The organism is Micromonospora zingiberis, from assembly GCF_004331455.1.
Lineage (GTDB): Bacteria > Actinomycetota > Actinomycetes > Mycobacteriales > Micromonosporaceae > Micromonospora > Micromonospora zingiberis.
Map to the genome: position 1 here is coordinate 546,244 of NZ_SJJR01000001.1, position 12,541 is coordinate 558,784.

Annotated in this window: 10 protein-coding genes; 4 read left to right on the forward strand and 6 right to left on the reverse strand. The window is 71.0% G+C overall.

Annotated features, from left to right (window positions below; genetic code table 11):
- Positions 1-25 precede the first annotated feature (25 nt).
- Positions 26-1,096: a LacI family DNA-binding transcriptional regulator gene (locus E0H26_RS02375; RefSeq protein ID WP_131300234.1), complete on the reverse strand. Its 1,071-nt coding sequence runs from the start codon at positions 1,094-1,096 to the stop codon at positions 26-28.
- Between the two features lie 243 nt (positions 1,097-1,339).
- Here E0H26_RS02375 and E0H26_RS02380 point away from each other — a divergent pair, with 243 nt between their 5' ends.
- Positions 1,340-3,373, forward strand: a complete 2,034-nt coding sequence (locus E0H26_RS02380; protein ID WP_206024810.1) for an RICIN domain-containing protein — start codon at positions 1,340-1,342, stop codon at positions 3,371-3,373.
- 139 nt (positions 3,374-3,512) lie between these two features.
- Here E0H26_RS02380 and E0H26_RS02385 read toward each other — a convergent pair whose 3' ends face one another.
- A complete protein-coding gene (locus tag E0H26_RS02385) occupies positions 3,513-4,145 on the reverse strand; it encodes a hypothetical protein (RefSeq protein ID WP_131300239.1) in 633 nt (210 codons plus the stop codon).
- Between the two features lie 24 nt (positions 4,146-4,169).
- Positions 4,170-6,929, reverse strand: coding sequence for a M14 family metallopeptidase (locus E0H26_RS02390; protein ID WP_131300241.1), 2,760 nt, complete (start codon positions 6,927-6,929; stop codon positions 4,170-4,172).
- Positions 6,930-7,254: 325 nt separating this feature from the next.
- Between E0H26_RS02390 and E0H26_RS02395 the strand changes: the two genes are divergently transcribed.
- The 3 genes from E0H26_RS02395 to E0H26_RS02405 all read left to right on the forward strand — a co-directional run bounded on the left by E0H26_RS02395 (position 7,255) and on the right by E0H26_RS02405 (position 9,396).
- Positions 7,255-7,575: a hypothetical protein gene (locus E0H26_RS02395; protein ID WP_240741972.1), complete on the forward strand. Its 321-nt coding sequence runs from the start codon at positions 7,255-7,257 to the stop codon at positions 7,573-7,575.
- A 52-nt stretch (positions 7,576-7,627) separates the two neighbouring features.
- Entirely contained in the window at positions 7,628-8,107 is a 480-nt protein-coding gene (locus E0H26_RS02400; RefSeq protein WP_131300243.1) for a hypothetical protein, read from the forward strand.
- Positions 8,108-8,184: 77 nt separating this feature from the next.
- A complete protein-coding gene (locus tag E0H26_RS02405; RefSeq protein ID WP_131300245.1) occupies positions 8,185-9,396 on the forward strand; it encodes an MFS transporter in 1,212 nt (403 codons plus the stop codon).
- Here the strand turns inward: E0H26_RS02405 and E0H26_RS02410 are convergent.
- The 3 genes from E0H26_RS02410 to E0H26_RS02420 all read right to left on the reverse strand — a co-directional run bounded on the left by E0H26_RS02410 (position 9,323) and on the right by E0H26_RS02420 (position 12,432).
- Positions 9,323-9,979, reverse strand: a complete 657-nt coding sequence (locus E0H26_RS02410) for a diacylglycerol/lipid kinase family protein (protein WP_240741973.1) — start codon at positions 9,977-9,979, stop codon at positions 9,323-9,325. The two genes, E0H26_RS02405 and E0H26_RS02410, sit on opposite strands and share 74 nt — an antisense overlap.
- 122 nt (positions 9,980-10,101) lie before the next feature.
- Positions 10,102-12,018 (reverse strand): molecular chaperone HtpG, encoded by a 1,917-nt coding sequence (gene htpG / locus E0H26_RS02415; RefSeq protein ID WP_131300247.1) that lies wholly within the window; start codon positions 12,016-12,018, stop codon positions 10,102-10,104.
- 147 nt (positions 12,019-12,165) lie between these two features.
- Positions 12,166-12,432: a GlsB/YeaQ/YmgE family stress response membrane protein gene (locus E0H26_RS02420; RefSeq protein ID WP_131300249.1), complete on the reverse strand. Its 267-nt coding sequence runs from the start codon at positions 12,430-12,432 to the stop codon at positions 12,166-12,168.
- Positions 12,433-12,541: the final 109 nt, after the last annotated feature.

Sequence of the window (12,541 nt, forward strand, 5' to 3'; positions counted from 1 at the left end):
CACCGTCGAAGGCGCCCCCATCGGGTCATCCACCCGGTGGGGGCGCCGTGCTGTCGCGTACCACCAGTCGGGTCGGCACCAGCGTGGTCCCGGTCTCCGCCGAGCCGGTGCGGACCTGGCGCAACGCCGCCTCGACGCAGCAGCGGCCGACCTCCGCGAAGTCCTGATGGACGGTGGTCAGGGGTGGGATGAACGAGCCCGCCTCGGCGATGTCGTCGAAGCCGACGACGCTGACCTCACCGGGCACGATCCGGCCGGCACCGTGCAGGGCACGCAGCACCCCGAGGGCCATCTGGTCGTTCGCCACGAAGATCGCCGTGCAGTCGGTCCGGTCGGCCAGTTCCCGCCCGATCCGGTAGCCGGCCTCGGCCGACCAGTTCCCCCGGTACGGCGGCGGCACCGGGCGGCCCGCCTCCGCCAGCGCCGTACGCCAGGCCAGCGTCCGCCGCTGGCTCGCGTACGACTCCTCGGGACCCGCGACGTGCCACACCGTACGGTGGCCGAGGTCGAGGAGGTGGTCGACCGCCTGCCGGGCACCGTCGTCCTGGTTGGTGTCCACCACGCAGTAGCGGTCACCCGCGTCCGAGTCGACCACCACCACGGGGACGTCCGGCGGCAGCACCAGCGTCGTGCTGTCCAGCAGGTGCACCTCCATGATGACGATGACCGCGTCGACGGCGAGTTCGCCGAGCCGGGTGAAGGCGCCGTACACGCCGTCCTGGGTGGGCGCGGCGACCGGGATGAGGGTGATCACGTAGCCCTCGTCGGCCGCGTGGCTGGCGATCGCTTCGAGGGTGCGGCTGTTGCCGGTGGTGGAGAGGGTGAACAGGATGACGCCGATGGTCCGGAACTCGCCGTACTTGAGGGCGCGGGCGGCACTGTTCGGGCGGTAGCCGAGGGTGCGCATGGCGTCGAGCACCTGCTTGCGGGTCGAGCCGACCACTCCGGGGTGGCCGGTCGACACCCGGGAGACGGTCTGCGCCGAGACTCCGGCCAGCCGGGCGACGTCGGCCATCGAGACGCGACGGCGGCGCGGCGCCCGGCCGTTGTCGCCGGCCGGGTCCGGTGCCACGCCACGTGGCGGGGACTCGCTCATCCCGTCGGCTCCCTTCGTCCGCGTCCCGGGTCAGGTCGGTGCCCGCCCCCGGGGCACCACCCTACGTAGTCGGTCGGGATGGCGGTGCCATCGGCACGGCGCGGTCGCCCTTGACTCGCCGGTAGCCGACTGGGACCATCATCGCCACCGATGTTTACGCAAACATTAGCCGCTCGTTTCGGTTGTCGCCGGCCGTCGCCGCACCGCGATCCGGGGCTCCAGGGCCGAAGGAGGCCGTCCATCGTGCACGGACATCGCAGCCGGCGGCTGGCCGGAACGCTCGGCGCGGTCCTGATCGCCACCGCCGCGGCGGCGGGCACCGTCGCCACCGACAGTGCCCCGGCCGAGGCGGCGACGGTGGTCACCGTCCGACCCGACCCCTCCTACCAGGGCGCGGAGTTCGAGGGCTGGGGCACCAGCCTCGTCTGGTTCGCCAACGCCACCGGTGGCTACCCGGACGAGATCCGAGAACGGCTGGCCGAGCTGCTGTTCGGCGCGACCGGGCTCAACCTCAACATCGCGCGGTACAACATCGGTGGCGGCAACGCCCCGGACGTCCCCGACTACCTGCGTCCGGGCGGCGCCGTGCCGGGTTGGTGGCGGGCGCCGGCCGGCACCACCCGCGCCGACCGGGACTGGTGGAACCCCGACAACCCGGCCCACTGGAACTGGGACGCGGACCCGGCACAACGGTGGTGGATCGACCGGATCAAGGACGACGTGACCCGCTGGGAGACGTTCAGCAACTCACCACCGTGGTTCCAGACGGTCAGCGGTTACGTCTCCGGCGGCTTCGACGCCAGCACCGAGCAGATCCGGGCCGACACCGTCGACGACTTCGCCACCTACCTGGTGCGGGCCACCCGGCACCTGGAACAGGCCCACGGCATCACCGTCGACAGCATCGACCCGCTGAACGAGCCGAACACGAACTACTGGTCCACCCGACTCGGCGCCGACGGTAACCCGGTCGGCGGACGGCAGGAAGGGGCGCACGCCGGCCCGGCCCGACAACAGCAGGTGCTACGCGCGGTCGCGCAGCGACTGCGGGCCGAGGGCAGCCGCACCGCCCTCGCCGCGATGGACGAGACGAACCCGGGCACCTTCGCCACCAACTGGAACGCCTACGCCGACGACGTACGCGACCAGATCGACCGGCTCAACGTGCACACCTACGGCACCGGCCAGCGGACCGTGGTGCGCGACATCGCCAAAGCCGCCGACAAGCCGCTGTGGATGAGTGAGGTGGAGGGCTCCTGGAGCACCGGCCAGAGCTTCACCAGCATGCTTCCCGGCCTTGGCATCGCCCAACACATCGTCGACGACCTGCGGGAGTTGGAGCCGACCGCCTGGGTGCTCTGGCAGCCGGTCGAGGACTACGACAACATGAAGCCCGGCGGCGAGTTCCCGCAGGGTGGCAACTGGGGCAGCATCCAGGTCTCCTTCGCCTGCACCCGCACCGACACCCTGCGCAGCTGTCCGATCTACACGAACACCAAGTTCCACACGCTGCGCAACTTCACCCACCACATCCGGCCCGGTGACCGGCTGGTGCGGGTCGGCGACAGCAACAGCGTGGCGGCCGTCTCCGCCGACGGTCGGGCCACCGTCGTACACGTCAACTCCACCGCCGCCGCCCGGACGGTCCGGCTGGACCTGTCCGCGTTCGGGGCCGTCGCGCCGGACGCCACCGTGACCCCGGTCGTCACCAGCGCCAGCGGCGCACTGACCCGGGGAGTCACGGTCGGTGTCGACGGCCGCATCGCCCAACTGGAGGTGCCCGCCCAGTCGGTGACCACCTTCCTGCTCACCGGGGTCAGCGGCGTCGACCCGGCCGCCGCCCCCATCCAGGACCAGCGGACCTACCGGTTGCGGGGCGTGCAGAGTGGCCGCTCGCTCACCCCGTCCGGCAGTGCGGTGGTGATCCGCACCGACAGCGCGGGCGACGTGTCGCAACGATGGCGACTGACCAGGCTGGACCCCGGCTACGGCAACCGGGCGCGGTACGTGGTCAGCACGGCCGTCGGCGGCCAGCACCTGGCCGTGGTGAATCAGGGGGCAACGCTGGTACCCGCCAGCGCCACCCCGTCGCCGGCCGCACAGTGGATCCTGTCCAGCACCGGGGACGGGACCCACACTCTGGTCAACGTGGCGACCGGACGACTGCTGGACGTCGCCGGCCAGGCCACCCACGACGGGGCGGGTGTCTCGACCTGGCAGCCGAACTCCGGTGCCAACCAACGCTGGCAGGTGGTGGACGTGACCGCCACCCCGTGACTGCCCGGCGGGCCGCAACCGCTCACCGCGCCGACATGGTCGACACGACGGCCGGTGGCCCTCCCCTCGGCCTGCCGGGCCCCGGTGCTGATGGCGAAAGGGGGGCCGCGCCATCACGGCCCCCCTTTCGGTTCCGGCCCTACTCGAACAGGGACAGGGTCAGCGTCGAGGTGTACGCACCCGCCGCCACATCACCCGGCGTACGCAGGAACAGATCCGCGTTCACCGTGTACGCGTCACCAGCCACCGCACCCGAATCGAACGTGGAGACCAGCAACTCCTGATCCACCAGACCCACGTTGTTACCCGGCTGCGTCGGCTCGTCCAACACCGTCACCACCTCTTCACCCTCACTGACCAGACCGGTGTCACCACCATCGATCAGCTTCGGCTTCCAACCCAGGTGCCCGGCACCGATCGACGCCTGACCGGCGTCACCGGTGAAGTCGGTGGCACTACCCAGCACCGCCCACGCGGCACCCGCCGGCACCTCGTCGGCGGTACGGGTGTCGGTGACGGTCACCGTCGGCAGGGTGCCGACGAACTGACGCACCAGCAGCGTCGAGCCGTCCTCGGCCAACGCCACCGAATCACCGGCGATCGACATCGCCAGCACACCCGGTTCCTTGATCTCCTCGATGTCGACCGTCACCGACACGTCGGCGCTGTCACCCGGCTCGGCCAGGGCCGGTGATCCCACCGCCACCGACCCGGCCAGCAGGGCACCGGCGGCGCCAGCGGCGACCAGCCGCTTACGACTCCATGTGTTCATTCGACTCTCCGTCATTGCATTCAGTTACTGAGCTGGCCGGGGGTCGGCGCAGTTGAGGGCCGCGTACTCCTTGGTGACGACGGTCGTCACCGCGGTGCCGTCGAGCGTCCCGGTGGCACGCGCCGACGCCGAGCCGGCGGCGACCGCGGTCGCCCGGGTGTTGAACTGCTGGAAGGTGTTACCGCCCGGCGCGACGTTGGCGGCGGCCTTGGTGCCGTACGCGCTCTCCAGGGCGATGCTCACGCCCGCGTTGTGCTCGTTGTTCGCCTGCACCGCGACGTACGCCTTGCCCGCCACGCACCGCACCTGGACGGTGACCGTCACGGGCAGCGCCTCCGGGTCCCACACCTTCTTCTTGTTGTAGTTGGTGCTGGTTCCGTCGGGCAGGTAGCCGCCCTCCACGTTGCCCCGCGAGTCGACCGAGAACCAGTGCAGCGTGGTGCCGCTCGGCAGGGTCAGGGTCTCGCCGCCCTCGCGGACACCCGCCGAGCCGTAGAGCGCCGACTCGTAGGTGGGCCGGCTGCCGTCGACGGTGTAGAAGACCGCCGCCGGCTCGCTGGTGTCGAAGGTGACGTCGACCATGCCGGGCGTGGCGCTCGCTTCGACGTTCACCGTGCTGGTGGGTGCCACCGTGTCGGTGTCGTAGTCGCGGGCCACCCGCAGCATCTCGACCAGACCGTTGGAGTACTCCAGGGTCTCTTCCTTGGCCGACGCCCAGGTCGGCTGGAAGGAGGTGCCGACCTCGAAGTTCCAGGCGTAGATGCCGTACTTGTACCAGAGCATGTCACCGGAGTTGCCGGCCGCCGAGTAGAGCACGTCGGCGATCGGTCCGGTACGCGCCGGGGTGACCGCCAGGTTGCGGTGCCGCTTGATGGCGGTGAGGATCCGCGACGAGGCACCCCAGAACAGCGACTCCTCGGCCAGCGTCGGCCGCGGCGCCGAGATCCGGCCCGGGGTCGCGTACGAGCCGGGCGACCACATGAAGTAGTTACCCGAGGAGTGCAGGTTCATCGAGAACTTGATGTTGCCCCGGGAGGCCAGCCAGTCGACGTTCTTGTTCTCCGGCTCCGACAGCTCGCTCGGTCCGGCGTACGTGTCGCTGGTGCAGCTGGTCGAGGCGCCCGAGTAGCCGTCGAAGAGGCTGTACTCGGTGTAGTTGCGGTTGTTGTCCACACCCCACGAGTTGCGGGCGAGGAAGTCCGCGTTCCCGGTGAGCGGGCAGTGGTTGGTCATGTTCCGACGCTGCGAGTTGAAGTCGTAGAACGAGTAGTGCCCGCCATCCGGGTTGATCGACGGGGCGATCCAGATGTCCAGGTTGTCGACCAGCTCACGGGTGTTCGCGTCGTGCTCGTAGTTGCGCAGCAGTCGCTCGGCGGTCTCGATGGTCACCAGCGGCGGAACCCACTCGCGCGCGTGCTCCTGGGCGTAGGCGAGCACACCGAGCTTGGAGCCGTCACGGTGCTTGCCGATCCGGATGGCGTACACCGAGTGCGGGTCACGGGAGACCGATGCCGGCGCGGCCAGGCCGTCGGTCAGCGTGGTCTTCGCGGCCGTGGCGACCACGCCGGTGCCCGCGTTACCCCGATAGGTGTACGCGGTCAGCAGCGTCCCCGCCTGCGCGTTCAGCGCCGCGACGACCTCAGCCGCGGTGCTGGTGACGGCACCGGCGGCGTTGGTGGCCAGGCTGACGCGTACGTCGCTGCCGGTGACCGTGACCGCCAGCGGCGAGTCGGCGGCACCGGGGTTGGCCAGCTCCACCGAGACGTTGTTGCCGCCCTCGTGGCCCCAGGCCAGCGAGTCCACGCCGACCCGGCTGGCGTTGGCGGTGCCCAGCACGGCCTGCGCCTTGCGCCGGTAGCCGTTGGTCTTGTACGGCAGCTCGACGATCTCGGAGATGCTCGGGTACTGCTCGGCCACCGCCTTGATCCGGGCGTACAGCTCGGTGGGGGTCAGGTAGCTGGTGACGAAGTCCTTCTGGTAGCCCGGTCCCTCGGGGGCGTCACCCTCGATGGGCAGCCATTCCTTCACCTTGGCCACCGCCACGTCACCGGTGGGGCTGGTGATCCGCACGTACTCCGGCTTGCTGGTCACGTTCGCCGCGCCCCGGTGGTACATGTAGACCCCGGCGTCGACGAAGCGGGTGATGTTCTGCGTACCGCCGGAACCGATCTCGGTGCCCGGCCCGCTGTCCCGCGCCACGGTGAGCGCCGTGGTGGCGGTCTGGCCCTGGGCCCACTTCGCCTCCACCGACAGCACCTGGCTGGTGCCGTTGGTGTAGTAGTCGGCGCGAATGATCTTGACGTCGGAGACGGCCGCCCGGGCCGCCATCCCCGCCCCCGCCATGAACTCCTGGTTGTCGGCCAGGTGCTCGGCGATGGTCGCCTCCCGCTCGGCGATCCGGGCCTCGGAGTCGGCCGGGGTGTGCAGCACCTTGCCGAAGGTGAAGCCGGCGGCGGTCAGGCTGTCGACCTCGTTGCCCGTCACCACGGCGTGTACGACGATGCCGTTCTCGGTCCGGTCGACGTGGTGGTCGAGGTCGACGCCGGTGGCCACCAGCGCGTCCAACTCGTCGTTGTCGGCCAGCAGCACCTCGACCACGCTGGCCTTCTCGTCGGCCAGCCGGCCGAGGTCTTCGGGGGTCTCACGGACCGGAGCGGGGGCGGCGGCCTGCGGCAGAACGGCGGCGGCCGGGCTGACCAGCAGCAGCACCGCCGTGCCGGCCGCCAGCGCGGCGGACACGGGTACCCGGCGTCGCCACCGGGAACGGGTACGGAACTCAGACATGAGGCTTGTGGCCCCTTCTCGGCGTGCGGTGGGGGTGGGGATGACGAGCCTCGCCTCGGCCGCCAGTACCCCCGTGACGGCCAGCACGACAAGGCGTCCGGCGTGGACGCCACCCGCATCACCGACTACGTAGCGTCACGCACCGGACCATAGGAGTGATCAGGTTGCGGACCACTTTCGTCCGCCGAAGGTCAACTGTCAATCATCCCAAAGTATGGACAGGTGATCACCCCCACCTTGGCGAATGGCAGCCGATCAGGTGTTTGACCTGCATGCAGACTGGAGAGCAAGAGCGATGAAGCTCGTGTAAAAGGGGGGACCACGCGTGTCCGAGAATGCCGGCAACCGACCCAGCCACACCTCCGACCGTCCGGAGCAGGTGACCGATCCGCTGCTGTGGCGACTCGCCCTGGACGTCGCCGACGCGCACGCTCCGGCCGAGGACGGCGGCTGCGCCCACCTGCTCTGCGCGGGACAGGACTGGCCCTGCGCGCCCTGGCAGCAGGCACAACGGGCCCTCAACCTGGCACAGGGCGGCTCGGCGGATGCGCCACCGGCACCCGGCCGGCAGGGCGTCTGGCCGACACCGGTGGCGCTGCCGAGTTGGCACGGCGAGCAGCCACGCGGCGACTCCGCAGCCGCCTGAGCGGCCGGACAGCACGGGTTGGCCCCGCCGACTGTCAAGATAGCGTTGACGGGTGCGTGAGCCGTTGGACCGTCTCGCGGGGATCCGGACGGCCCGCGACCACCTGGACGAGGCGGAGTTGGACCTGATCGACCAGGCTCGGCAGGCCGGGGCGACCTGGCACCAGGTCGGCGCGGCGCTCGGGCTGGGCAGCCGGCAGGCCGCCGAGCAGCGGCGCCAGCGGCTGGCCGCCGGGCGCCGGGCCCGGCGGGTCACGGCCGACCGACGCTGGCCGGGTGAGGTCGCCGGGCTGCGCGCCCTGCTCGCCGGGCTGCATCGCTGGATCGAGGCGGACCGCCGCTGGGACGGCCGCTTCTCCGGCGCCGCACTGACCCGCCACACCATCGCCCTCGCCCTGGACGCCGAGCCCGGCGCCCTGCACGACCTGGCCCGACACGTCGCCGCCGACCTCGCCACCGCCGGACGCCGGCTGCCACTTCCGATCCGCGCCGTCAGCCGCGATCTGCACACCGCCCTGTCAACAGTACGTTGACAGGGCCTCGCCACTATTGCTCCGGGTCAACTCAGGATTGAGGCTGTGAGTCAGCTCGACTCAACCCGGAGGCACCGGTGCGGCGAAACGCGATCCTGTTCGTGACCATCTCCGTGCTGTCCGGCTTCGGCGGCAGCGCGATGGCCCTGGTCGCCGGCATCTGGATCCTCGACCTGACCGGATCCAGCGGGCTGGCCGCCCTCGCCGGGCTCTGTGTGTACGCCCCCACGCTCGCCGGACCGTGGCTGGGCGCGCTGGTCGACCGGCTGCCCCGCCGGCCGCTGCTGATCGCGGCGAACCTGACCCTGGCCGCCGTGCTACCCACCCTGCTGGCGGTACGCGGGCCAGCGCAGACCTGGCTGCTGTTCGCCGTCTGCACGGTGTACGGCATCGCCTACGTCCTCATCGACGCCGGCGAGAGCGCCATCCTGCCCGCCGCGCTGTCACCGGCCGAACTCGGTCACGTCAACGGCTGGCGTTCCAGCGCCCAGGAAGGCGTCAAGCTCGTCGCCCCGCTGGCCGGCGCCGGCCTGTACGCCTGGCAGGGCGGACACCTCGTCGCGCTGCTCGCCGCCGTCGCCCCGGCCCTGGTGGCGGTCGGCTACGCGGCGTTGCGCCTGACCCGCACCCCACGGGCCACCAGGAACCGGCGTGGCGCCGCCCGCGCCGGCCTCGCCGTGCTGTTCGGTTCGGCGTCGATCCGACTGCCGCTGACCCTCGCCGCGACCGCGATCGGCATGTCGACGTTCGTCACCGCCGCCGGATACGAGATCGTGACCGGCGTGCTGGGTATGCCGGCGGCCTTCCTCGGCGTCCTGCTCAGCACACAGGGCGCCGGCTCGATCGCCGGCGGCCTGGTCGTCGGCCGGCTGATCGCCCGGTTCGGCCCGGCCACCGTGGCCGTGGTCGGCGCGGCCCTGTTCGGCGCGAGTTGCCTGGCCCGTGGCCTGCCCTGGTGGCCGGCGGTGCTCGCCGCCTCGGTGGTGGCCGGGGTCGGTCTGCCGTGGACGCTCGTCGCGGCCGTCACCGCCGTACAGACCCACAGTCCGGACGAGTTGCTGGGCCGGGCCGCCGCGACCGCCACCACTGTCATGTTCGGACCGATCGCGGTGGCCACGCCGCTCGGTTCCGCGGCCGTGCTGCTGGGCGCCCGGCCACCGCTCGTCCTCGCCGCCGCCGGCTGCCTCACCGCCGCCGCGCTGGCCGGGCACCGGCTCACTCGGTCGGGGCGGTCGCGGACCGATCTGGACAGCACACGGTCAGCCCAGCCGGCACGGATCGGACCTTGAGCCGCCTGGTCCGCGACCGGGCGCCACCGTCCAGTTCGTACGTCTTGGGCTCGGCGAAGCGGACCTTGACCTTGCGGCCTCGGGTGATCCGGACGAACGTCGAGTCCTCGGATCGGCCGCTGGCCATCCGGCCCAGGGTGCGTGCCCAGTCGATCGCGCCGCTGGCCGTCGACACACCGATCTCCAGCGCCCCGTCGTCGGGGCGGGCGTCGTCGAAGGCCGGGATGCCACCGGTGATCGTGCCGACGTTGCCGAACAGCACGCAGCTGGCCTCGCCGTCGAACCAGCGGTCACCGTCGACGGTGATCCGGGTACGGGTCAACTCGCCGCGTACGTGCCGCAGCCCGGTCCACACGTACGCGAGCCGGCCGAGGCGGCCCTTCAGCTCCCGGTCGGCCGCGCGGATCAGCTCCCCGTCGAACCCGGCGCCGGCCATCACCGCGAAGTGCTCCCCGTTGAGCTTGCCGAGGTCGAGGCGGCGGCGCCGGCCGTGCAGACCGATCCGGACCGCCGCCGGCAGGTCCTCGGGTATGCCGAGGTTGCCGGCGAAGAGGTTGGCGGTGCCGGCGGGCAGGATCGCCACCGGCGCGGGGCCGACCGAGCCTGGGCCGGGTTCGTGCCCGATCCGGGATCGGGTGGCGGCGCCGCGACGGCGTGGCCATCCGATCCCGGTCGAGCGCGATCATGCTTCAGCCGCCCGAGCCCCTACAGGGTGCGGGCGAGGCGGTCGGCGAGGATCCGGGCGAACCTCGACGGATCGGCCAGATCCCCGCCCTCGGCGAGCAGCGCCGTGCCGTACAACAACTCGGCGGTCTCGGCCAGGGATCCGTCCGCACCACCCTGCTCGTACGCCTTGCGCAGCCCGGCGACGAGCGGATGACCCGGGTTGATCTCCAGAATCCGCTTGACCTTCGGCAGTTCCTGGCCCATCGCCCGGTACATCTTCTCCAGCGTCGGAGTGAGGTCGTGGGCGTCACCGACCACACAGGCCGGTGACGTGGTCAACCGCGAGGACAGCCGCACCTCCCGCACCGAGTCGGCCAGCACGCCGCCCATCCAGGTCAGCAGGTCGGCGTACTCGCCGCGCTGCCGCTCCCGCTCCGCCTCGGCCTCGGCGCGCTCCTGTTCGGTGTCCAGGTCGACCTCGCCCTTGGCGATCGAGCGCAGGGTCCGGCCGTCGTAGCTGCCCACCTGCTCCACCCAGACCTCGTCGACCGGGTCGGTGAGCAGCAGCACCTCGTACCCCTTGGCGCGGAACGCCTCCAGGTGCGGCGAGTTCTCGATGGTCGCGCGGTGCTCGCCGGTGGCGTAGTAGATGTCGGTCTGGCCGTCCTTCATCCGGCCGACGTAGCCGGCCAGGTCGGTGAGCTCGGCCGGGTCGTGGGTGGAGGCCACCGAGAGGATCTCCAGCAGGACGTCCCGGTTGTCGGTGTCCTCGAGCAGGCCCTCCTTGACCGCGGCGCCGAACTCGGTCCAGAAGGTGCGGTACCGCTCGGGCTGCCCGGTCTTGAGGTCCTTGACCGTGGCGAGCACCTTCTTGACCAGCCGGCGGCGCACGGCCCGGATCTGCCGGTCCTGCTGGAGGATCTCCCGGGAGATGTTCAGCGACAGGTCGTGGGCGTCCACCACGCCCTTGACGAAGCGCAGGTAGTTGGGCATCAGCGCGTCGCAGTCGTCCATGATGAACACGCGCTTGACGTAGAGCTGCACGCCCCGGCGGCCCTGCGGTGAGAACAGGTCGAGCGGCGCGTGCGACGGGATGAACAGCAACGCCTCGTACTCGAAGGTGCCCTCACCGCGCATGTGGATGGTTTCCAGCGGGTCGGCCCAGTCGCGGCCGACGTGCTTGTAGAACTCGTGGTACTCGGCCGGCTCGACCTCGCCACGCGGGCGGGCCCAGAGCGCCTTCATCGAGTTGAGCGTCACCGTCTCGGTGGTGGCTTCGGCGTCGTCGGCAGCGGACCGCTCGACGGTCATCCGGATCGGGTGGGCGATGAAGTCGGAGTACCGCTTGACGATCTCGCGGATCGTCCACTCGGCGGTGTAGTCGTGCAGGTTGTCCTCGGTGTCGGCCGGCTTCAGGTGCAGCGTGACCGCGGTGCCCTGGGGCGCCTCGTCGAGCGCGGCGATGGTGTACGTGCCCTCGCCGCTGGACGCCCAGTGGGTGCCACCGCTCTCGCCGGCCCGGCGGGTGGTCAACTCGACCCTGTCGGCGACCATGAACGCCGCGTAGAAGCCGACCCCGAACTGCCCGATCAGCTCCTGCGAGGCACCCGCGTCCTTGGCCTCGCGCAGCTGGCGCAGCAGCTCGGCGGTGCCGGACTTGGCGATCGTACCGATGACGGAGACGACCTCGTCGCGGGTCATGCCGATGCCGTTGTCCCGCACCGTGAGCGTGCGGGCGTCCCGGTCGACCTCGATGGTGACGTGCAGGTCGTCGGTGTCGGCGGTGAGGTCCTTGTCGCGCAACGCGGCCAGCCGCAGTTTGTCCAACGCGTCCGAGGCGTTAGAGATCAGTTCACGGAGAAAAACGTCCTTGTTCGAGTAGATCGAATGCACCATCAGCTGCAACAGCTGACGGGCCTCGGCCTGGAACTCCAACGTCTCGGCCCGATCGTTCACGCCCTCGTTCCCTTCTCTACTCGTCCGCCACGACGATTCGCGGAAAGGATACGAGTCGTCGCTGTCCGCGTGCGCCGGTGGTCCACCCTTGCCGGCACGGCGCGGCCCGCCCCCGGCTGGCGGGGACGGGCCGGCGGACGGATCGGGTCAGCGGCGGCGGCCGTAGACACCGGCGAGGAGCGAGACACCGACCGCGGCGAAGGCGATCTGGATGAACAGTTCGATCCAGTCGATGCCACGGGTGTCGTCCACGCCGAGCGCCGCGGCGACGAGCGTGCCGAGAATCGCGGCGACGATACCGATCAGCATGGTCAGCAGGATCGGGATGCGCTGGCGTCCCGGTACGACGAGCCGGCCGAACGCGCCGATGATCAGACCGATGACGATGGCGGTGAAGAAGCCGGTGATTTCCACGAGAGCCTGTCCCTCCGAGCGGTTACGTCGGCAGCTCTGGTGCCCCGGCCTGAAGGCCATTCAAACGTCGACGCCCGTCGCCGATCGCTTTGTGTCGCAACCGTCACAG

Bases quoted from the DNA above. Each gene is read 5' to 3' on its own strand.
- E0H26_RS02375 (WP_131300234.1), bottom strand. From the start codon at position 1,096: ATGAGCGAGTCCCCGCCACGTGGCGTGGCACCGGACCCGGCCGGCGAC.
- E0H26_RS02385 (WP_131300239.1), bottom strand. From the start codon at position 4,145: ATGAACACATGGAGTCGTAAGCGGCTGGTCGCCGCTGGCGCCGCCGGT.
- E0H26_RS02390 (WP_131300241.1), bottom strand. From the start codon at position 6,929: ATGTCTGAGTTCCGTACCCGTTCCCGGTGGCGACGCCGGGTACCCGTG.